Consider the following 23298-nt stretch of genomic DNA (forward strand, 5'->3'; position numbering starts at 1 on the left):
CTATCTATAAGCACCGACCCGTCTACCTTCTCACATTTCAGTTATCAGCAAGGTATCTATAAGCACTTCAATAGCCGTTGCTAACTTTTGGTGTACGCACAATTCACGAAGAAATACACTTGCTCACAAGCTTATTTGTTAAACTTTGATTATTAATCGCTAAGGTTATACCAAGAAAACAGTTGATAATCTTAACAACTTCAATTTTAATTATTTGAACCAAAGGAATGTTTATGGCTGTTTACAATGCCCCTCTTAATGACATGCGCTTTATCTTAAATGACGTATTTAAGGCGCCAGAGTTTTGGCAAAACAACGAAAACTTGGCTCATGTTGACATGGAAACTGTCGATATGATTTTAGAAGAAATGGGAAAACTGTCAAAAAACATTCTACTACCTATTAACCGTAGCGGTGATGAAGAAGGCGCAACTTTCGAAGGTGATGGCGTCGTCACGACTCCGACAGGCTTTAAAGAAGCCTATAAGCAATACGCTGAATCAGGCTGGGTTGGCTTAAGCGGTAATGCTGAATACGGTGGTCAGGGCTTCCCTAAAATGGTTACCATGCTCACCGAAGAGATGGTTTTCACTGCCAACCAATCATTTGCTCTGTATCCAAACCTAACAGTTGGTGCGACGCTTTGTTTAAATGCAGCTGGCTCTGAAGAGCAAAAGCAAACTTATCTAGAAAAAATGTACAACGGCGAATGGGCGGGCACCATGTGCTTGACAGAGCCGCATGCTGGTACTGATTTAGGTATTATCAAAACCAAAGCCGTGCCTAATGATGATGGTAGCTATGATATCTCTGGCACCAAAATCTTTATCACTGGTGGTGAGCATGACCTTACTGACAACATCATTCATTTGGTATTGGCAAAAACACCAAATGCACCAGAAGGCTCAAAAGGCATCTCACTATTTGTCGTACCAAAATTCTTGGTCAATGCAGATGGTAGCTTAGGCGAGCGCAATACGTTAGCAGTAGGCTCTATCGAACACAAAATGGGTATCAAAGCCTCTGCGACTTGTGTCATGAACTTTGATAATGCCAAAGGCTGGATGGTTGGCGCGGAAAACACTGGTCTATCATCTATGTTTATCATGATGAACTATGAGCGCGTCACTATGGGCTTGCAAGGCCTTGGTGGTTCTGAGCTTGCCTATCAAAATGCAGCGTTATATGCCAATGACCGTGGTCAAGGCCGTAGCGATACCCAGCTACAAAGCCCAGAAAAACCTGCTGATGCTATTATCCATCATGCTGATGTCCGTCGTATGCTATTGAACGCTAAAGTAAACACTGAAGCGTCTCGCTGTTTTGCGATGTACGTTGCCAAAAACCTTGATGAAGAGAAGTTTAGTACCGACCCTGAGTCAGCCAAAGCGGCTGCAGCTCGTGTTGCTCTATTAACACCAGTTGCTAAAGCGTTCCTGACTGATAAAGCACTAGAAGCCACTGTTGATTGTCAGCAGGTATTTGGTGGTCATGGCTATATCCGCGAATGGGGTATGGAGCAGATCGTTCGTGATACCCGTATTGCGCAGATTTATGAAGGCACCAACGGTATTCAAGCGCTTGATTTACTAGGTCGTAAAGTTGCTCGTAACAACGGCAAGTACGTCACTCACTTCTTGGGTGAGATTCGTGACTTTGTTAGCAACATGCAAGCAGACCACGCTATCAAACAAGCTACATTGAATGCAGCGGATACTATTGAAGAGCTAACCACCACTGTGCTTAATAACATCGGTGAACGCAAAAACGAAATCAATGGCTGTGCTGTTGACTACATGCATGCGTTTGGCTACCTTGCCTATTCATACATGTTTGCGTTGATGGTAGAAGCTGCTAATGGCAAAGAAGGTGAGTTTTATACCAATAAAGCCAAGCTTGCTGACTATTTCGTCGGTCGTGTCCTACCGCGTATCGATGCTCATGCACAGATGGTCAAAGCTGGTAGTGACCCAATGATGAACTTTGATCTTGCTTATTTCGACGTTCCTGCAAGCTAAGCTAGCTTTAGAACTAACTTAAAATACCTTGATTAAAAGGACAGTCGTGTTACTGTCCTTTTTTTTGTCAAAATAACTGCTAACAAAATAATTCAATATCAATTGGCAGTTCCGATTAAAATAACGCAAGACAAGATGTCGCTCGACTACAATTGAACGATTGGCAAACATTACTCAACCACTTATACCGACTTAAATAATAAAAACGATTAAGACAACCATGATAAAGGGTGCGACGTGTCAGAATTAAAACGCATTTTACAACAGATTACCGCCTTGAGCGACGTGCCAGATCCTGCGGTACTCAAACGCTTGATTGATGAGCTACGAGTCAGTGATAAAGAACCTGCATTGGCCAACGAAAAAATTCAATCCCTTATTGATATCATACATCAGCATCCAGAATATGGAGATGGGCTGTCTAGTTTTGTGCTAAAACTGATTATCCAATATCGACAAATTGCGCTGTATACCGATACTGGTATCATGTCCGACCAAGGGTTCTTTAACAGTTTACGCCGGTTAATTGGCCATCGGTTTTTACCATTATTACCACAAGATGACTCTGTCGTTGAACTGGTAGGCTACTTATTTAATAAACGCTCTGATGAACGTTGGCTGGCCAATATCGAAAAGGAAAAATGGGACAAACTGGTTGAGCTGGTTCGCGTAGAAGAGAAACATTTAAATCTAGTCGCTACCGCAAAAAACAGTATTTTAAACGCTATTATCATTTTGTCTTATCGCATCAGCGGTATCGGCTTGCATCCTGATCTGATGGAGTCGTATCCGCAGATACTGAACTACTCCGCGTCTTTTGTTGCACAAAATCAAGAAGCCGTACTCTTCGTCAATCAATATCGTCAAGCACATGAGCTTGATACCTTGACAGATATTACGCCTGAGCAAGCAGTCGATCCTGCACCCCTATTGGTTATGCTCGAACAGTGCGAAGATATCGTCGCTACCGTACGCAAGCGGATTTATAAGACAGGTATCTCTATTCGTTTGACTAATATGATGCTGCGTTTGGATCAAAGCTTGCAGCGTATGCGGATTTTGACTGAGCTGGTCACAGACGATAATCAAAAGCGCGATCGCGCTGTTATCGAACTGATACAGGCGCTCATCACTACGGCCAATCAGCGCTATAGTATTGGTTATTTGATTGATAACAATACCAAACTGCTCTCTCGAAAAGTCACAGAAAATGCCAGCCGCGTCGGTGAGCATTATATTAGTACCGATAAAGCTGGCTATCAAAAGATGCTCAAAAAAGCCTCTATTGGTGGCTTTATCATTGCATTTATGGCAACCATAAAAATACTGGCGTATCATTTAGCGCTCGCTCCCATGGGTCGCGCGTTCATCAACAGTATGATTTATGGGTTGGGTTTCGTATTCATTCATGTCATCCGCGGCACAGTCGCGACTAAGCAGCCAGCCATGACCGCGGCTGCAATCGCCTCTACCATATCTGAAGGCTCTGGTAAAAAATCACATCAGTTGACTAAGCTATCAGAATTGGTCGTCGATATCTTGCGTACCCAGTTTATCGCTATCATGGGTAACGTCATGCTAGCCGTACCCGTCGCTTTGATTATCTCTTTTGCTTGGTTGCAATATACTGGCGCGCCAATGATTGATACCGAAAAAGCAGGACACTTGCTACATGATCTCGACCCGTTCCACTCATTAGCACTGCCCCATGCTGCCATTGCTGGGGTTTACCTGTTCTTATCTGGTTTGATTGCCGGTTATTACGACAACTTGGCAGTTTATAACAACGTAGGCGCACGTATACAACGTCACAAATTATTAAAATACATACTACCTAGTTCATGGCTTCAGCGTTTAGGCGGTTTTATAGAGGCCAACTTGGGCGCTATCATGGGTAACTTCTTATTCGGGGTGTTCTTAGGTAGTACTGCGACTATTGGCTATATCTTCGGCTTACCAATTGATATTCGTCACATTGCCTTTGCTTCAGCAAACTTGGCACACGGGCTATTCAATATATCTGCTGATGACATCAGCTGGAGTCTCATTCTAATTTCTATACTTGGCGTGGCACTTATTGGTCTGGTCAACTTAATTGTTAGCTTTTCACTGGCACTGTTTGTCGCCTTACGTTCTAAAGAAGTTCGCTTTTTTGAATGGAGTCGCCTCACAAAACTGGTGTTTGGCCATATTATTAGCCATCCGTCTGACTTTTTCTGGCCACGTGATAAGCCAATGAAATATGCGCGTATCGATAGTCAGGGTCACATGATATTTGATGATACTTCCGCACAAAAAAATGGAAAATCTATACCAAGTAATTATGTGGTAAGGCGTCTGTCTGATGTCAGGATACTGCCTGAATCTAAACATGCTGATGCTCAACATTCCCAGACCAACACAGACATCAACTATGAAAAACAGCCAATAGATGAGCATACGCAGCCGTATAACTCTCCTGAAAAGATAATGGATTTGGATGATGGTTTAGTCGATGACGAACTAAACAGCGTTCCTTATACCGATGATATCCAATACGACAAGGCCACTAAAACGATAAGTGCGATTGATAGCGATGTCGTTAGTGATGAGCCACACCATACTGACTTTGATGATAAGCAGACCGGTGACGCAAAAACACCTCTACCAAAACCTAAAAAACCACCAAAGCTGCCTAGTTAAATAGGTAGTTGCGGTGGCTTTATGCTCGATCGACTGTTGATAATAAATTAATTTTTTATAAGACCTGTTATGAGAGTATGTTCGGTGCGCTATACAGGAATCGAACTGCTTTGGGAAATTCTTTTATTCCAACTTCCTTTTTATCTAGGAGATTTTCAAAACTCAGGCATATTAGGGAAATTTACAAACTCTTCATCTATTCTCTCAATATATGTTAATCCATCTATAGCAACATAGTCTTCATCGAACAAATCGCCCCATAAATTAAGTAGAACATTTCATTACATGATTCACGGTAGTATTTAACTAAGTTACAACCAATACAGTTAGCTTGAGATGCTTCAAGCTACATTGAATACATGTAAAATAATGGATTGGATATGACCGAAAGAGTAACCAACAAAGCAATTTTCAGTGGTAGAATTTTTTCAATTAATTATGTTACCTACCCTACTAACCACAGCGTTATGAAGCACTGTGACCCCGTGCAAAAAGGCCGTTATTACAAATTAAATTTTGTTTTAATTCAGCCTAAAGTTGGTGGTATGTTCGAGTGTTCAAACTGCATTATAAACCTGTTCGACAGAGTTTATTTATTTCGTCCCGATAAATATGAGCACAGTGTTTCACGAATTCAGTCTGGTAAACGCGTGTTATTGAGTTTTGCTTTGAATATTTAGCCAAAGCTTATTAAAGCTAGGCAAACTGTCGAGTTATTTTCCTTTGATTGGTTTGCCATAGGCATACCCCAACGGAACTAGCTATTTCACCCTTTAAGTCTATTAACAGACTACTTAAAACAGACTGGTATAATGGAACTACTTATAACAGACTATTTATTTAGCCTTGTATATTAAGACGCTTATAACCCTCTTTATGGACTCGGGCACTGTGCGCTTGAGGTTATTACCTTGCCGTCACCCAATCTATAAGCCAATAGATAATTACCCCACACGCAGCCACCGTCGAGTGCGCGTGCATGTGGCAAATCAATCTCGCCTTTTAGCGCAGCCCAATGTCCAAATAGTATCTTACGAGTGCGCGGTACTTGCCACTCGAACCAAGGCAAAAAATCGGTTGGCATAGCCTCATCTAAGCCTGCTGAAAAGATAAACTCAAGCGACCCATCCTGCTTACACAAGCGCATACGCGTAAAGTAATTAGCAATTGCACGCATCTTGGTAAATCCTTCAATACCTGCATGCCATTCATCCGCTTCTTTGCTATATAGATTCGGCAGCAATTGATCGAGCTGATTCAAATTACTTTGCAGCTGAGCTTCTAGTTGCTGCGCATATCCTGCGGCGGCCTCCATACTCCAATGCGGTGGAATACCCGCATGTACCAGCACCGTATGCTCATCAGGATAGGCTAATATCGGCTGCCTACGTAACCATTCGAGCAACTCATCACAGTCATCCGCAGCAAAGATAGGTGCCGTTTTGTCTTTATTTTTAAGCTTGGCTGCCCCGCGCCAAACTGCTATCAAATTAAGATCATGATTGCCCAATACCGTTGCCGCAGCGCCCTGCTCACACAACGCTTTGACATGGCGCAGCGTATTCAATGAGTCCTCGCCGCGTGCTACCAGATCACCAGCAAACCACAATTTGTCTTGTTTAGGATCAAAATCCAGTGTTTTTAGCAATTGTAGATACGCAGCATAGCAACCTTGCAAGTCACCGATAACATACTGATGGCGAAAACACATAATACCTCAACGATTTAAATACGATAGTTAAAGACAGATCGATAAGAAATAAATACTTAAGTACTAGTCATAAAAATAAAGCATAAAAAACCGCCATTATAATTGACGGTTAGTAGCATGCTTTTATGTATCAAAAATACATTATACGTCTAGCTGTTGTGAACGATTGCTTAGGTTCACAAAATCTGTGACGCTCAATGTCTCAGGTCGTGCCTGCGAATCGATACCACAAGCCGCAAAATCGTCTTCGCTCAATGTCGGCAGCAACGTTGATTTTTTGAAGATAGCACGTAGCGTCTTGCGACGATGGTTAAAAGTCTCACGTACGACAATAGCAAAGTGCTCTTCATCGTTCGCTACTACTGGTTTGTTGATATGCGGCGTCAAGCGGAAGACAGCACTGGTCACCTTTGGTGGTGGATTAAACGCACCGCGAGGAACGGTCAGCAAATAATCTGTATCACAGTGGTATTGCATGATGACCGATAAGCGGCCATAGGTCTTGCTACCCACGTCGGCTGTGATACGCTCGACCACTTCTTTTTGTAACATAAAATGCATGTCTTGAATCACATCGGCATAGCTAAGCAGATGAAATAAGATAGGCGTTGATATGTTATACGGTAGGTTACCTACCACCCTCAACTTACCGCGCTCTTCACTATACAGCTCACGGTAGTCCACATGCATCGCGTTGTCTTTAATAATCTCAAAGTTTGGATGGCTATTGGCACCGATACGAATACGCAAGCTATCTGCCAAATCACGATCCAGCTCCACCACTGTCATCGCATCCACTTCTGCCAATAACGGCTCGGTCAATGCGCCCATACCAGGCCCAATCTCGATCAAATTGTCATCGCGCTCTAGACGAATACTTTCGACGATTTCGCGAATGACGCTAGTATCATGCAAGAAATTTTGGCCAAAGCGCTTACGCGGCTGATGTTTGGCAGCACGTAAGCTGTTAGAAATAGTTTGAGCATCAAATGAAGTTTTGGACATAAAAGAGTCTTAATGTATAAAAGATAAATGGGCGATAATAATGTAATGGCAGCGATACGCTGACTTTATAATGACAAATTATACCACAGCTCATAATTAGGCTGTGTTTTTGAATAATTATTATCGATAGACGAGCCATGATTTCGAGTAACCGACCCAGTGATTTTTTACCTATAAATCCATTTAATATAAACTCTGATCATGCTAAATGGCAGCGTTAAATAAAGTGCTAGCAGACAGAAACAAGTCCAAAGATAAAGTCATCATAACGATTGCGGTGTAAAACCAAATCGATAATTAATCGATTTTTAACGCTTCTTAGGTTTAATAAAGCCTGACTGCATAACGCAATTGGTTATGTTTCACCTTTTGATTCTGAAAAGCGGTATTATGATAATTTAATCCTGTCAGGTATTGCTGTCTGACTCCAGTAAACCAGTCTTTGATATAGTCGGGGCTTTTCAGCCCTACGCGATCGCCAGCTCACTAAATAAACACCCTTAGGGAGTTCAATTATGATCCTGAAACTTAACGTCACACTCCATTATCGACTCTCAGAGCCAATGGATCTTTTGCTTCAGATCGAAGCCGCCGATCTTGTGGATCAGCAGGTGCGTTCGACCGAGATTTGGACATCAGACGTTGCGCATTTTTCACGGGTCGCCGCCGATGACGGTATAGGAGAGCGGATTTGGATTCACGCTGAAGGAGATTTTAGCTGCACTTACCTTGCAGAAATCGCCGTTGACCGTCCTGCCTTAGACATATCAGCATTGTCCCAAACGCCCCTGCATCTTTTGCCCGGAGAGACGATCAGGCATTTAATGCCGTCTCACTATTGCCCGTCAGAACAGTTCCATGCCTTCGTGGACGCCGAGTTTGGCGATCTCACTGGCGGCGCACGGATTGCCGCGATGCGCGACTGGATCGAGTCGGCATTTAGCTATGTACCCGGATCGAGCCATGCACAAACCACCGCGCTCGACAGCTTTGCTCAACGTCAGGGCGTATGCCGCGACTTTGCGCATGTTCTCGTAACACTAGCGCGCGCGTCGTCGATACCAGCTAGGTTTGTGAGCGTTTATGCGCCCGATGTGACACCACAAGACTTTCATGCCGTGGCCGAGGTCTATCTCGAAGGGAGCTGGCACCTCATTGATCCGACTGGCATGGCAGGTGCCGACACAATGGCCCGCATCGGTGTTGGGTCCGATGCGTCCAGCGTCGCGTTCCTAACCTCGTTCGGATCCATGGAGCTGATCAACCAATCGGTATCCGTAACCAGACAAGCTTAGGGTCCTGATCCTAGGCTTTCGAGGCTGTGTTTAAGACAGATGCTGTTCCTCATGCACGATAAAAATTTTACTAAAACGTCTTAGGCGGCTGCCTTTTTAGATAGGCATTACTGATAATGAAATTATTAAGTACTATGTGAAAAATATCTATAAGCACTGACTTATACAGCAGGTACATCGATAAGTGATTTATCAGCCATCTCATTAGCCATACTTAGTGCTTGATATAAGCTAGTCGCACTCGCACCGCCGTTTCCTGCCAAGTCTAGCGCCGTACCATGATCGACAGAAGTACGAATATAAGGCAAGCCCAAGGTTAGATTGACCGTATCGCCAAAACCGTGTGATTTTAACACTGGCAATCCTTGGTCGTGATACATGGCAATGACCGCATCACAGTTTGCTAAATGTCTGGTGGTAAATAACGTATCCGCTGGCATTGCCTCTGATATATTGACACCTGCATCGATGAATTCTTGCAACACGGGATTGATAATTTCAATCTCCTCACTTCCCAAGTGCCCGCCCTCGCCTGCATGTGGATTGAGGCCGCAAACTAAAATACGAGGCTGCGTGAGACCAAACTTTTCTCTCATGTCATCGATGACAATTTGTACAGTTTGGCGTACATTGTCGGCAGTAATCGCAGCAGGGATGTCCTTTAATGGTAAATGCGTAGTGACAAGCGCCACTTTCATCGCTTGATTGGCAAGCATCATGACGACCTTCTCACAACCACTTTGCTGCATAAAAAATTCAGTATGACCACTAAACATAGTGCAATCTAACAGCTTGATACCAGCATCTATCAACGCTGATTTTTGCAATGGCCCAGTGACGATGGCAGCGACTGTATTATTTATTGCCAGTTTATGAGCAATATCTAACTGCTGAGCCACCATCACTGAGTTAGCGATATTGATTTGCCCGCAGACAACTGGTGCCGCACAAGGAATATCCAGTAGGATGAAAGCACTATCAGCGTCTATATCTTGCTGCGATATCTGCTCTACCAAGTTAACATCGAAGTTATCGGCATTTATATCTGTATTGATAGTATGCCAGCTAGGTGTGCTTTTGAGCACGCCAGCTGCAATCAATTCCTCCGCGCGAGTTTGCATGGCTTTAGCATCAGCAGTCACCCAAATTGGTCGAGCAAAGTCTTGCAACTTACCCTCTGCTGCTAGTCCTAGTACGACGTCCATGCCAATACCTGCAGGCTCACCTGTAGTGATTAATAGCGGGCGCTTTTCTTCTGTCATAACAATAGCCTTATATCATTCAAATTATTGATTTTATTATACTTATAATTATTATTCTAAGTTTTTATACTTAGATATTGTATGGTATTTCTTAGTTCATGAAAAACAATCACTTCAGATTTAGTTCTTTATCGAGTCTAAAAAACCACATTATGTGTTAAACTTTCGCATCTGATTGTAGCATTTACAGACAAACCTGAGACCGCGTTTTGGTACTTCTATCGTAGAGGCGCGCTACGTTTGTATTGCTCTATCATCGACATCCTTTTTCATACCCATTTTAACTCATTAGGCACTCATGGCAGAAAACGACAAAACCGACGACTTACTCAATCAGACACCGCCGCACAATATTGATATTGAAAAGGCATTGCTCGCGTCTTTGATGAGTATCGAAGAGGCGTACGACAAGATTGCCGATATTGTCACCAAAGATGACTTTTATGCTGGGCGACATCAATATATTTTTGATGCCATTGCCCATTTGGCGGCAGTGAATGAGCCTTATGATACGGTCATGGTACACGACTGGTTAGAAGCACAGAAATTACTCAAAGGTGCAGGTGGTGACAGTTATTTGGCCGATATTTTGAGCCAAAGTCCTGCGACTTTGTTTAACCTGACTGCCTACGCCCAGCGTGTGCGTGAACTATCAACCCTACGCCAGCTGATTACCACTGGTAATGATATGCTGACGCTTGCCTATAATCCAAAAGACCAAAGCGTTAGTGACATTCTCGACAATGTCGAGGGTAAGATATTTAGTATCAATGAGCAGCATAACAAACGTGCGGAACAGCGCGGACCTGTTGGTATTACTTCTGTCTTGACAAATGTTATCGATAAGATTCAAGAACTAAAATCTAATCCCGATGGCATGATTGGTTTGCAGACACCATTTGCCGAGCTGAATAACAAAACCCAAGGCCTACAAGCCGGTGATTTAATTATCGTTGCTGCGCGTCCTTCGATGGGTAAAACCACTTTTGCGATGAACTTGGCAGAAGGGATTTTGTTTAATGAAGATTTGCCCGTCGTGGTGTTTTCGATGGAGATGCCTGCGGAATCTATCGTCATGCGTCTGCTATCCTCATGGGGTGCGATTAATCAGACGCACCTACGTTCTGGGCAAATGAATGAAGATGAATGGGCAAAGATGATGAACGCCATTCAACACTTGCAATCAAAGCATCTATATATTGATGACAGTACTGCCCTACCGCCGTCTGAGATGCGTTCTCGCTGCCGACGTATCGCCAAAAACCATGACGGTCGCTTGGGTGCAATCGTAGTCGATTATCTCCAGCTTATGAAAGTGCCAAGTCTAGATGGTAACCGCGTTGGCGAGATTTCCGAGATTTCTCGTAGTCTAAAAGCACTAGCACGTGAGCTTGAATGTCCCGTGATTGCATTGTCACAGCTTAACCGTAGTCTAGAAAACCGTCCGAATAAACGCCCTATTATGTCGGATCTACGTGAGTCTGGTGCGATTGAGCAGGATGCCGATTTGATTATGTTCATCTATCGTGATGAGGTTTATAATGAAAACTCGGACCATAAAGGCGTGGCGGAAATCATTATTGGTAAACAGCGTAACGGTCCTATCGGTACTATTCGTCTAGGCTTTGAAGGTCAATTTACCCGCTTTATCAATCTAACGCCAGAGTACTATCAAGGCGTGAGTTTTGAGAATGATGAGTAACTAACCTTATAAAATTTAACCCTGATCCGTACTAAGCCTTATATAGACTCAGTTTCAATTATAGGTTAATGAATAATTTTACATAACCAGTTTTAATACAATAGCCAGTACCGCATCAACCCAATCGATGCAGTACTGGCTTTATAACTTCATAATTCTACTCATATAGAAGGCGATTATGCGCACAATTACTATAAAACCAAAAGCTCTTAGCCATAACCTAAATCAAGTCAAACAACGAGCACCTCAGTCTAAAGTGTTGGCTATGGTCAAATCCAATGCTTACGGGCATGGCGTGGCGGCAGTCTTGCCAGCCCTGCAGCAAGCAGATGGTATCGGTGTCGCTACGTTGACTGAAGCGCTAGAAGCTAGAGAGTTAGGTTGGGAGAAAACCATCGGTCTAGTAGAAGGTGCATTTAGCGCTGATGAGTGGCAGCAAGCGATTGATCATGAGATTAGCTGCGTGATTCACCACGGACCACAGCTAGAATGGGCCCTGCAAAATGTCCCGCCAGCTGGCAGTGCAACCAGAGTGGCTTGGCTCAAATACAATACAGGTATGAACCGTTTGGGCTTCAATGCTGAAGGTGTGCTATCAGCAGCAAAACGCCTACATGAAGCGGGTTATCAGCTGATTCTAGCCACGCATTTTGCCAATGCTGATGACCACGACCACCCATTAAATGCGATGCAGATTGAGCGCTTCTCAAGCGTACTAGCGACTTTGAAAGATACCATTAGCCCAGATATCCAAGGCTCATTATGCAACTCTGCTGGTATCGTCAACTTCCCAGAACATCATTATGATTGGGTACGTCCAGGCATTATCTTATACGGTAGCTCTCCTGTCGTTGATAAGAGCGCACAAGAACTAGACTTGCAGCCCGCGATGGAATTTAGTGCTCAAATCATTGCTCTACAAACCGTTAGCGCGAATGATGCGATCGGCTATGGTAGCCGTTGGCGTGCGCAGCAAGACACCAGAACGGCATTGGTCAGTGTTGGATATGGCGATGGCTACCCACGTGTGGTCACTGACGATGCGTATGTCACTGTCATGGATGCTAACGACAATCAAAGCTACCGCTGCCCAGTAATTGGGCGTGTGGCTATGGATATGATTGTCATTGATATCAGTAGCGCACCTGAGAGTCTTGCTATAGATAGCAAGGTCATGCTCTGGGGCGATGCGCCGCGTGTCGACGAAGTAGCAGGTCATGCTGGGACGATTAGCTATGAGCTATTATGTCGCCTAAGCATACGTCCAAACCGTACACAGGCATAATCATTAACGGCACAGTCATTAGCATATAAGGTATTGCGGCTTGCTAATGTGATTTCGGTCTATTTGGCAAGCCATTTGATCTTGATAAAAATGAACGTTTACATTGAAAGTAAATACGCTATACTAAAAGTTTGTTGTCAACCCAGTATACGCACTGACGCGATGCTATTGAAGACTGATGACGTTTCACTGACTGCGATCGACTGCTAGGATTACTATGAGTTTGCGCCATTTTTTAACCTTATCTGATTTAACCAAACAAGAACTAGAAAACTTAATCAAACGCGCAAGCGAATTGCGTAAGATGCAACACGCAGGCGAGATATACCAGCCTTTTGTTGGTCGTACGCTTGGCATGATATTTGAAAAATCTTCAACGCGTACCCGTATCTCATTTGAGACGGGTATGGGTCAATTTGGTGGTAATGCCATATTTTTATCACCAAACGATACGCAGCTCGGTCGCGGCGAGCCACTAGAAGACTCAGCACGCGTGATTTCTAGCATGGTTGATATCATCATGATTCGTACCTTCGGGCATGAAAAAGTTGAAACCTTTGCTGAATACTCAAGTGTGCCTATTATCAATGCATTGACCGATGACTATCATCCTTGCCAGTTGCTTGCTGATATGCAAACCTATTACGAGCATCGCGGTAGTATCGAAAACAAGATCGTCACGTGGGTTGGTGATGGCAACAATATGTGTTCATCATTTATGCAAGCTGCCAATCAGTTTGGTTTTGAATTACGTGTCGCAGCGCCTTATGGGTTTGAGCCTGATCCGAAACTTATGGAGCGCTTTTCACATTGCGTCAGTTTGGTAGAAAACGTACAAGACGCGGCAAAAGATTCTAACTTAATTGTCACCGATGTGTGGGCAAGTATGGGTCAAGAATCCGAGCAAAATACGCGCGCACGTCGTTTTGCCCCTTATCAAGTGACGCCGTCTCTATTAGACAAAGCCGATCCTGAGGTGGTGTTTATGCATTGCTTGCCAGCCCATCGTGGCGAAGAAATCTCTCATGATATGCTTAATGACCCACGCTCTGTCGTTTGGGATGAAGCTGAAAACCGCTTACATGCCCAAAAAGCATTGATGGAGTTTTTACTCAAAGACAAAATCAAGTTGCCTGCATAACTTAGGCTATTCTATCAAAAGACAGTGAGATCAATAGTAAGATAACTTGCTAGTACACTCCTAAATAAGTTCCTATATAAAAAAGCCGTCCAGATCTGGACGGCTTTTTTGTTTATACAAATGATTTAGAGATAGTTTAACGCGTGAGCGTTGTCACGCCATTAGCACCTGCTTTTAGCAGAACGTCTGCTTGGTTTGCCGCAAAGATACCATTACAGACCACACCTACGATATTATTTAGCTCTTTTTCAAGCGCGATTGGATTACTCACATCCAAATCATAAGTATCTAGAATGACATTACCATAATCAGTGACAAAGTCTTCACGATATACTGGTTCACCGCCTAATTTGGCCAATTGGCGAGCCACATACGAGCGTGCTTGTGGTAATACTTCAATCGGTACTGGAAACGCGCGACCTAAGATATCAACGCTTTTGCTATCATCGACCATACAGACGAACTTATTTGAAGCTGCGGCCACAATCTTTTCGCGAGTCAATGCACCGCCGCCGCCTTTGATAAGTTGCAAGTGCTCGTTAACTTCATCAGCACCATCGATATAAACATCCAATGTACCAGCAAAGTTTAAATCGACTATTTCGATACCAAGCGCACGAAGTTTGTCTTCTGTCACCTGTGAGCTAGCGACAGCGCCAGCAAGCTTCAATTGTGGCAACAACTCAATCAAACAGTTGACCGTACTACCTGTCCCTACCCCAAGTATCATATCGTCTTCGATATAGCTTAGAGCAGCTTTGGCCGCGGCTTGCTTTTGTGCTTGCTGATCACTCATCATAAATCCTTGGAAAATAAACGTATGGTCTTAAAAAAAGTAAAAGGCTAAAACAGATAAAATGCGCGGCTATTATAACCGATGATATTAATGGATGTTAGCGCATCATGACGCTAATTTGTGAGTCCCATCGTGCCTAGCTAAGGCTTAACTTCGGCAAATACCTGCACTTCATGTAAATTCAAGCATGAAATCCCAAGAAAACTGCAATTGAGTCTTGCAAGATACTAAAAATCGGCATAGGCTAATCTATTTCGTTTTTATATTCATCTACACTTTTTATATTCACTTTGTTTAGGGATTACTATGCTGTCACACTGGGTACGAGCCATCTTACAAGCCACCGTCTATGACGTTGCTATTCAAACACCACTTGAAACGGCGCCCAAGCTGACCCAACGTTTTGCCAATGACATTAGATTTAAGCGTGAAGACTTACAACCAGTCAAATCATTTAAATTGCGCGGTGCCTATAACCGTATCAGTCAGTTGAGCGATGAGCAAAAAGCGCGCGGTGTGATTTGTGCTTCGGCAGGTAATCATGCGCAAGGCGTGGCTTACTCTGCGCGCAAACTATCACTAAATAACATCATCGTCATGCCAACCACGACTCCCGACATCAAAGTGGATGCGGTAAGAGCACTTGGTGGCAATGTAGATCTACACGGAGATAGTTTTGATCAAGCAAACCGTTATGCGATTGACCGCGCTGAACGTGAAGGCCTTACTTTTATTCCACCTTATGACGATGAACTGGTCATCGCAGGACAAGGCACCATCGGTCTTGAGCTGACCCAACAGTGGCGCAACATGGATTATGTGTTTGTTGCCGTTGGTGGTGGTGGCCTGATTTCAGGCGTTGCCGCATTTTTGGGAGAAGTTGCACCACATGTCAAAGTGATTGCGGTAGAAGCTGAGCAGTCAGCCTGCCTAAAAGCAGCGCTTGAAACAGGTGAACGTGTCAAGCTCGAGCAAGTCGGACTGTTCGTTGATGGGGTGGCAGTCGCACAGATTGGTGAATTACCTTTTGACGTTGTCCGTACGCAAAAAAGCGATAACTCAGGTCCTATCGTTGAACCTGAAGTGATTACTTGTACCAATGATGAAGTGTGTGCGGCTGTCAAAGATATCTTTGAAGAGAATCGCAGTATCGTTGAACCTGCTAGCGCGTTGTCAGTCGCGGGTATGAAAAAATATATCGAAGCCAATAATATTCAAGATAAAAACTGCGTCGGTATCATTTGCGGTGCCAATATGAATTTTGACCGCCTGCGTTATATCGCTGAGCGTACCGAAATCGGTGAGAAAAAAGAAGCCATCTTTGGGGTCACTATCCCCGAGCAAACAGGCGCTTTCTTGAACTTCTGTCGCAGTCTACACGGTCGTAACATCACAGAGTTTAACTACCGTGCCGATAGCAAGAAGTCACCAGACTCAATGGAGCCTGCCTCAATCTTCGTCGGTATTGCTTTAAAAGAAGGTGAAAAAGAGCGTCAAACCATCAGTAACCAATTGTCAGACGATGGCTACACTGCTCACGACCTGACTGATGATGATATCGCCAAATCACATATCCGTCATTTGATTGGTGGTCATGCTCATGTCGAAAACGAGCAATTGCTACAAGTGGTATTCCCAGAACGTCCAGGCGCATTGCTAACATTCTTAGAGAAATTGGGTGATGACTTCAATATTACCTTATTCCATTACCGCAACCATGGTGCTGCTGAAGGTCGTGTACTGGTTGGCCTGCAAGCCTCTGTAGGCAACTCTCGCCAGCTACAAGACGCGCTTTTAGATATTGGTTATGACTGTGCCACGGTCAATGACAACATTGGCTATCAGTTGTTTTTGAGATAGTAAAAATAGACGTAATATTTCTTACCTAATGGCAGTTTTTAAGTCGATTGAAAACTGCCATTTTCATATTAATAATGATTATTAGCTGGCAGGTATGGCACAGTGATAAACAAAGTATTAGTGATATTGACCTGTCTGATTTTCGTGCTTATAGGTTATAGAGTTCTTCAACCTAAAAATACAGTACATCAACCTGCAACCAATGCAGCAGCAGATATCGTAACGCAACCTACTCTTACCTCTAATGACGTTGATAATATTGATGATATACCGCCAACATACGTTGATTTGGGTACCACTTCAACATCAGCGCCAACTGCCACTCCAGTCTTATCAACACAATCGGTCTCAAAATTTTCATGTGATGGCAGAACGCATTGCTCACAAATGACATCCTGTGCAGAAGCCACCTATTTTACAAACTACTGTCCTAATACCAAAATGGATGGTAACCACGATGGTGTGCCTTGTGAACAACAATGGTGCAACTAACCCACAGTCATCAAATTTATTTGCAAATATTAAAGTTGCCCTAATATTGTTTATATAAAACTATGATTTAATATAAAAACGAATGCAGAGTAACTCTTATGAAAAAAAATACTGATGATAACAACCAAGGTTTGGTGAAAATCCGTCTTGATAAATGGCTTTGGGCAGCTAGGTTTTATCGTACACGTACTCTAGCCAAGCAAGCGATTGAAAGTGGACGCGTACACTATGCTGGTAGCCGGGTAAAAACCAGTAAAGAGATTTCAGTCGGAGATGAGCTAACCATTCGTCAAGGCTCAGCGACCGCGATGACCGAAAAGACTGTCGTTGTTGAGGCGCTATCTGCACAGCGTGGCAATGCGACCGCCGCTGAAGTGCTATATTCAGAGACAAAAGAGAGCGAAACCCGGCGTGCTTACTATGCCGAACAGCGTAAACTGGCTAATCTTGCTCGTCCTGACAACAAGCCCAACAAAAAAGAGCGACGCGATCTACAACGTTTTAAAAGTAATCAAGATTAAAACCGTTTCACTATCTTACCTTTTGGCCATGCATCATATGGCCAAAGCTTAATTGTTAAATGACGCTATTGTTTAGTCTCTATCCTTGCCATTCCAAGCATTAAGCGTTACGCTAGCAGCTGATTCAATCGATTGCATGCTAATAAAAGCCGCATTAACAATGCCGGTCTCTTATAGCATGTTTTTTTTGTTATAGAAGGTCATATTATGCTGATGAAAGCCTGTACTCCCTCGTCTGTATTATTGGTATGTTTGGGAAATATCTGCCGCTCCCCTACTGCTGAAGAAGTTTTTCGTCAGCAAGCAGCGATTGCTGGACTATCCATAAAAGTAGACTCAGCAGGCACCAGTGATTGGCACGTTGGCAGTGCGCCTGATGCTCGCTCACAACGTCATGCTAAATCACACGGCTATAAAATTAATAAGCTGGTCGCTCGTCAAGTCAGTGCCAATGACTTTCGTGATTTTGATCTAATCTTAGCCATGGATTCACAGAATTTAGCTGATCTGCAAGCGATCAAAGACAGCATTGCAGAGTCAGAAGATAGTTTAGCAACACTAGCGCTGTTCAGTGAAGAAGACCCTACCTATTGCGGCAGTGATGTACCAGATCCATATAAAGGCGATAACGATGATTTCGAAGAAGTGATCGAGCGTATCGAATCAAGCGCCCAAGCTTGGATAGAAAGCTGGAAAGCCTGCTAGCCATACTGTCTATATTTCTGCTACTCTTGCATCCGGTATCCTCTATAATATAGTTAATCCTCTATAAAAGAGCGACAGCGTTAATCTCGCTTGAAGTATCACAGTTACGTTTGCACTCAGTTGCCTTGTATCTCTTTTAAATTGAAACAACTATAGCTACCTTATCATTTATTATCATTTTGCCACATAGGCTATGTTATGACACAAGCTTCACGCCTTGACCACAGTACTCAGTCTACCATCAGCTCTGATGTTTCGAATGTTTCAGCGACTGCCATAGTCAATGATTCAATCGACTTATCACATGACAACACTATGGCGTTAGCCTGTATTGCTGATTCTGTCGTGACATTGGAGAATGAGGCGCAGCTTGATGATTTTATGGCAGCTTATGTAGAGGATACAGCAGACAAATTGCCATTGTTTGTGCTGTCTGGCGGTAGCAATGTTTTATTGCCTGCCGCTTTAAAAGCCATAGTATTACAGCCAAAGATGCGTGGTATTCATCTGACCGAACAAACCGACGATTATATTGATATCGAAGTAATGGCTGGCGAGAACTGGCATGATTTGGTCGTACATACGGTCAATCAAGGTTGGTATGGGTTGGAAAACCTTGCACTAATACCGGGTCTGACGGGCGCAGCACCCATACAAAATATTGGTGCATACGGCGTACAATTAGAAGACCGCTTACAGTATGTACGCGCCTATCATTTGCCGACACAAACTTGGCACCATTTATCAGCTGCTGATTGCCAATTTGGCTATCGTGACAGTATCTTTAAACGCACACCAAACACTTGGCTGATTAGTCGTGTAGGTTTCAGACTACATACTGATCCTGCTAATATTTTAGCCAGTTATGGTGATGTACAGACTGTGGCGCAACGCTATGCTGAACAACAAGGGCGTGAGCAAGCAACTCCTGTTGACGTTATGCAAGCTATTATAGATATTAGACAACAAAAGCTGCCTGACCCTAAGCAGCTACCTAATTGTGGCAGTTTTTTTCAAAATCCTATTATCGCTCAGGAGCGGTTCACAGCGCTGCAAGTAACTTATCCAGCTATCGTTGGTTATGCGATGCCTGATGCAATGGTAAAGGTGGCTGCAGGGTGGCTCATTGAACAAGCGGAATTAAAAGGCGGCGGGATTGCACCTATTTTTACGCATAAACAGCAAGCACTAGTACTGACCAACCATACGCCTCAGCAAGCCACGCAAGAGGATGTAGCTATAGCGCAAAAACATATCGCTGCTACTGTCTATGAAAAATTTGCCATTCAATTGTCACGTGAGCCAGTCTGGGTAAATGCTGATGGCTCAATTGGATATGCTGAGCATGTGGCCTAAAAAATCATGGTCTAAGCGGCTATTATCTAAACGATTATGGCGATATTACTTGCGATTTTCTGAACGCATGGTGACGCTATTTCGCATTATCAATATTACTTTTATACTAGGCTCCACCTCTGTCATTTTAGTGATTATCAGCCTATTTACCCCGCTATTTTCGCAAGCAATCGTTTATATCTTTTCTCTATTGCCGCTACCTGACATGCCTTCTGCTGCCATGAGCTCCCCGCCTACCGCATATGTAGTCTTAGGCGGCGGTCTGACCAATGACCACAACAACCAAATTATCTTGAATCGCTATAGTCTCAATCGCGCTCGTACCGCTGCAGGCGCTTACCATGACTTACCTCTACCAATTGTACTGAGTGGCGCTGAAGCTCCATGGCTCGGTCAATGGTTGATGGAACACGGTATCGATGGACTGATCAGTGAAAATGCTAGCATGAATACATGTGAAAACGCCCGTTTTACAGCCAAACGCATTCCGCTACGCCATGTATACCTGATTACTGATAGCTACCATATGGCACGTGCTCGCAGACAGTTTGCGTTAAATGGTATCAATAGCACACCACTCCCTGCGCCACTGCCAGTTAGACGCGATTGGATGAAGCCTGCGCACAATTTAAGTCACTCACGGCGTGCTGTCTATGAGGTCGCAGCCTACTTGCGCGATGTGATACGTCCACAGATGGACTGCCGCCATGCCAATGATGTGACTTCACAGCAGCTATTGACCCCAAGAGGCAATGCCGCAAAAAACACTGACGAATAAACGTTAAAGATATATACGATACCATTGAGAGACGCATTCTAAATGCTACCAGTCATCCACTACATTTGTGATGGGTGTATAATAAGAGACACTGCTATTTAAGAGATTTGCCATGCTCAGTATATTTTTATTAATTCCATTAAGTCTTATGCTGTTTGTGGTTGCTATTTGGGCAGTGCGTTATGCGGTCAAGTCAAATCAATTCGAAGATCTGGACAATGCATCACAGCGTATTATATTGGATGACCGTCAAGAACGCCGCCAAACTATGCAGGCTCATGAACGCTCAGCACCTACCCAGCAGCAAGATAAAACAGCCGCAACTGATGGAAATAACGATAACTCTGAGATAAATAAAGATTCAGAAACCTAATTTATCTACCTTATAAATGCGTAATTTATTGGTGCCGTTTTATTAACCAGTTCAGCACTAGCAAGTTCGCCCTTTACTATTCTTAGGAGACGCATTCATGACCATCGCTTTACTTGTGGCGGCATTACTAATGGGATTCTTTGGTTCACCGCATTGCTTAGGCATGTGTGGCGGTCTTGTGACCGCGTTTGGTCTGTCTATGAAAGATGTCAGCCCCGCCAAACGCCGTGCCTTGGTGGCCACTTACCACCTGGGGCGTTTAACGAGTTACGCATTATTGGGTTTAATCGCAGGGCTTATCGGTATTACTGTATTAAAGCCATTGATGACGGGTAATAGTACACCGCGTATTTTATTAGGATTGGTACTGGTATTCGTCGGTGTGACGATGCTTGGTGCACCGTTTTTGACTAAGCTCGAACGTTTTGGTATGCGCTTTTGGCAATACCTTAGCCCATTGCGTCAAAAGGTATTTCCACTCAATACTTTTCCGCGCGCATTAACAGCAGGGTTGCTTTGGGGCTTTTTGCCTTGTGGTTTGGTATATGGCGCTCTACTAATTGCGGTCGTTGCTCATAATCCATTAAGCGGTGCTGCGTTGATGTTTGTCTTTGGTCTAGGAACCATACCGATGTTAGTTGCGACGCATGAGACGGTCGGTTGGCTACGTGATAAGATTGGACGTTTTCGCTTAAGGCAGTTAAATGGTGCGGTTATGGTCATATCAGGTTTGGCAGTAGCGGTCGTGCCGATGGTCATGGCAAATATGCATGGCGGCCATGGTGAGATGAATCATGGTAGCCACACTGCTATGATGTCTGATATGGACTCTCATGATATGAGCCAGATGAATCATGATATGGATATGGCAACAGACATGGATCATAACATGCAAAATATGGACGACCATATGGATCATAGTATGCATGACATGAGTGATGAATCAATGAACATGAATCACCATGAGCATACTGAGATGATGGAACACGCTCAATAAAGTTATCGGTAACAGATATTATTAACACTTCGCACATAGAAAAGCCCTCAATACCATTTTTGATATTGAGGGCTTTTGCTTATTAAATAGTGCTCAGTTTATAGCAATTATTCCTGCCACTGCTCAAGCGTAAACTTAGTTTCCAAGTGCTTCTCTAATGCCGGTATATTAAAGGCATCATCCTCACTCACAAAGCTGATACTAATACCTGTCTGGCCCGCACGGCCCGTACGACCGATACGGTGTACATAATCATCTGGTTGGTCAGGCAACGTAAAGTTAACCACATGGCTGATATCATCGACATGGATACCGCGCCCTGCTACATCTGTCGCCACCAAAATAGATGCATGACCATCTTTAAATCGCTGTAAGTACTTCTCACGTTTTTGCTGAATGACATCGCCCGATAGCATCACAATATTATGCGCTTGACGCAGTTTGTGATACAGACGCTTTACTTGGTCTTTACGATTGGCAAAGACGATGACCTTCTCTACTGCTTCATCACTGATAATACGCTGTAGGGCGTCTAGCTTTTGATCTTCTGTCAGCAAATAAAAATGCTGATCTACTAACTCGCTGGTCTTGTGTTCAGGCTCAATTTCAACAAACTGAGGCTCATGTAACCAACGATAGGCCAAATTCATAACATCTTGGTTGAAGGTTGCAGAAAACAACAAGCTTTGGCGATCGGTATTGGCAGGCATTCGACCAACTAGGCGCTTGATATCAGGAATGAACCCCATATCTAACATGCGATCGGCTTCATCAAGTACCAGTACCTCTACTCTATCTAGATACACCATGCCTTTATTAGCAAGATCAATTAGACGGCCAGGCGTCGCTACCAAAATATCAACGTATTGACGTTCAAGCTCGTGCTGCTGAGTTTCATAGTTAGTACCGCCCATAATACAGACGCTATGTAGCGAGGTATATTTGGTTAATGCAATACAGTCATCAAATATTTGCTGAGCCAATTCGCGAGTTGGCGCCATGACCACAGCGCGCGGCTCACCAAGATAGCGCTCTTCGTCATTGGTAAATGGACGCTTAAGCAGGGCTTCCATAATAGTCAGTAGAAAGGTCGCTGTTTTCCCTGTGCCAGTTTGTGCTTGTCCGATAGCATCTTGATGTGCCAATGTATGCGGTAGTATCTTTGCTTGAATGGGCGTCAATTCAGTAAAGCCTAGATCACTTACTGCACGCAAGGTCGCTGTTGAAAGTGGCAAATCAGTAAACGTTGTAAAATTGCTCAAAAAAATATCCTTTTAAATGAATTACTTGTATTTTATTAATTATAAATAGGCTCACAA

General features: G+C 43.7%; 19 protein-coding genes. 14 read left to right on the forward strand and 5 right to left on the reverse strand.

The annotated features are described in order from the left end of the window. Positions 1–233 precede the first annotated feature (233 nt). Together ACHEVO_RS00755 and ACHEVO_RS00760 are read left to right on the forward strand one after the other, a co-directional pair. Positions 234–2018 (forward strand): acyl-CoA dehydrogenase C-terminal domain-containing protein, encoded by a 1785-nt coding sequence (locus ACHEVO_RS00755; protein ID WP_101204979.1) that lies wholly within the window; start codon positions 234–236, stop codon positions 2016–2018. 237 nt (positions 2019–2255) lie between these two features. Beyond that, positions 2256–4700, forward strand: a complete 2445-nt coding sequence (locus ACHEVO_RS00760) for a site-specific recombinase (RefSeq protein WP_394123535.1) — start codon at positions 2256–2258, stop codon at positions 4698–4700. An 874-nt stretch (positions 4701–5574) separates the two neighbouring features. Here ACHEVO_RS00760 and ACHEVO_RS00765 read toward each other — a convergent pair. Continuing rightward, positions 5575–6411, reverse strand: a complete 837-nt coding sequence (locus ACHEVO_RS00765) for a symmetrical bis(5'-nucleosyl)-tetraphosphatase (RefSeq protein WP_394123536.1) — start codon at positions 6409–6411, stop codon at positions 5575–5577. 141 nt (positions 6412–6552) lie between these two features. After that, a complete protein-coding gene (rsmA, locus tag ACHEVO_RS00770; RefSeq protein WP_394123537.1) occupies positions 6553–7416 on the reverse strand; it encodes a 16S rRNA (adenine(1518)-N(6)/adenine(1519)-N(6))-dimethyltransferase RsmA in 864 nt (287 codons plus the stop codon). A 515-nt stretch (positions 7417–7931) separates the two neighbouring features. Between rsmA and ACHEVO_RS00775 the strand changes: the two genes are divergently transcribed. Then, complete coding sequence (locus ACHEVO_RS00775) at positions 7932–8711, forward strand: transglutaminase-like domain-containing protein (protein ID WP_394123538.1); 780 nt, start codon at positions 7932–7934, stop codon at positions 8709–8711. Between the two features lie 161 nt (positions 8712–8872). Here ACHEVO_RS00775 and pdxA read toward each other — a convergent pair whose 3' ends face one another. Further along, complete coding sequence (pdxA, locus tag ACHEVO_RS00780) at positions 8873–9973, reverse strand: 4-hydroxythreonine-4-phosphate dehydrogenase PdxA (protein WP_394123539.1); 1101 nt, start codon at positions 9971–9973, stop codon at positions 8873–8875. 298 nt (positions 9974–10271) lie between these two features. Between pdxA and dnaB the strand changes: the two genes are divergently transcribed. The 3 genes from dnaB (at position 10272) to argF (ending at position 14101) form a co-directional block, all read left to right on the forward strand. After that, positions 10272–11675, forward strand: coding sequence for a replicative DNA helicase (gene dnaB, locus ACHEVO_RS00785; RefSeq protein WP_057760393.1), 1404 nt, complete (start codon positions 10272–10274; stop codon positions 11673–11675). 178 nt (positions 11676–11853) lie between these two features. Then, positions 11854–12960: an alanine racemase gene (gene alr, locus ACHEVO_RS00790; protein ID WP_394123540.1), complete on the forward strand. Its 1107-nt coding sequence runs from the start codon at positions 11854–11856 to the stop codon at positions 12958–12960. A 217-nt stretch (positions 12961–13177) separates the two neighbouring features. Beyond that, complete coding sequence (argF, locus tag ACHEVO_RS00795; protein WP_057760398.1) at positions 13178–14101, forward strand: ornithine carbamoyltransferase; 924 nt, start codon at positions 13178–13180, stop codon at positions 14099–14101. Between the two features lie 136 nt (positions 14102–14237). Here argF and rpiA read toward each other — a convergent pair whose 3' ends face one another. After that, the gene (gene rpiA / locus ACHEVO_RS00800) at positions 14238–14897 is read right to left on the reverse strand and encodes a ribose-5-phosphate isomerase RpiA (protein WP_057760400.1); all 660 of its coding nucleotides are present in this window, start codon (positions 14895–14897) and stop codon (positions 14238–14240) included. A gap of 306 nt (positions 14898–15203) precedes the next feature. Here rpiA and ilvA point away from each other — a divergent pair, with 306 nt between their 5' ends. The 8 genes from ilvA (at position 15204) to ACHEVO_RS00840 (ending at position 21979) form a co-directional block, all read left to right on the forward strand. Next, entirely contained in the window at positions 15204–16757 is a 1554-nt protein-coding gene (gene ilvA, locus ACHEVO_RS00805) for a threonine ammonia-lyase, biosynthetic (protein ID WP_394123541.1), read from the forward strand. 102 nt (positions 16758–16859) lie between these two features. Continuing rightward, positions 16860–17249 (forward strand): excalibur calcium-binding domain-containing protein, encoded by a 390-nt coding sequence (locus ACHEVO_RS00810; protein WP_394123542.1) that lies wholly within the window; start codon positions 16860–16862, stop codon positions 17247–17249. A 98-nt stretch (positions 17250–17347) separates the two neighbouring features. Continuing rightward, on the forward strand, positions 17348–17770 hold the full coding sequence (locus tag ACHEVO_RS00815; protein WP_102091790.1) for an RNA-binding S4 domain-containing protein: 423 nt from the start codon (positions 17348–17350) through the stop codon (positions 17768–17770). A 207-nt stretch (positions 17771–17977) separates the two neighbouring features. Continuing rightward, positions 17978–18475, forward strand: a complete 498-nt coding sequence (locus ACHEVO_RS00820; RefSeq protein WP_191113680.1) for a low molecular weight protein-tyrosine-phosphatase — start codon at positions 17978–17980, stop codon at positions 18473–18475. 315 nt (positions 18476–18790) lie between these two features. Further along, positions 18791–19831: a UDP-N-acetylmuramate dehydrogenase gene (gene murB / locus ACHEVO_RS00825; protein WP_394123905.1), complete on the forward strand. Its 1041-nt coding sequence runs from the start codon at positions 18791–18793 to the stop codon at positions 19829–19831. Between the two features lie 49 nt (positions 19832–19880). Next, positions 19881–20609, forward strand: coding sequence for a YdcF family protein (locus ACHEVO_RS00830; RefSeq protein ID WP_394123543.1), 729 nt, complete (start codon positions 19881–19883; stop codon positions 20607–20609). Between the two features lie 112 nt (positions 20610–20721). Next, positions 20722–20982: a cbb3-type cytochrome oxidase assembly protein CcoS gene (gene ccoS / locus ACHEVO_RS00835; RefSeq protein ID WP_394123544.1), complete on the forward strand. Its 261-nt coding sequence runs from the start codon at positions 20722–20724 to the stop codon at positions 20980–20982. Between the two features lie 97 nt (positions 20983–21079). Continuing rightward, on the forward strand, positions 21080–21979 hold the full coding sequence (locus ACHEVO_RS00840; RefSeq protein WP_394123545.1) for a sulfite exporter TauE/SafE family protein: 900 nt from the start codon (positions 21080–21082) through the stop codon (positions 21977–21979). A 107-nt stretch (positions 21980–22086) separates the two neighbouring features. Here the strand turns inward: ACHEVO_RS00840 and ACHEVO_RS00845 are convergent, their stop codons facing one another. Continuing rightward, a complete protein-coding gene (locus ACHEVO_RS00845; RefSeq protein WP_102091784.1) occupies positions 22087–23241 on the reverse strand; it encodes a DEAD/DEAH box helicase in 1155 nt (384 codons plus the stop codon). Between the last annotated feature and the right edge of the window lie 57 nt (positions 23242–23298).

The organism is Psychrobacter nivimaris, assembly GCF_043419765.1.
In the GTDB taxonomy this organism is placed as follows: domain Bacteria; phylum Pseudomonadota; class Gammaproteobacteria; order Pseudomonadales; family Moraxellaceae; genus Psychrobacter.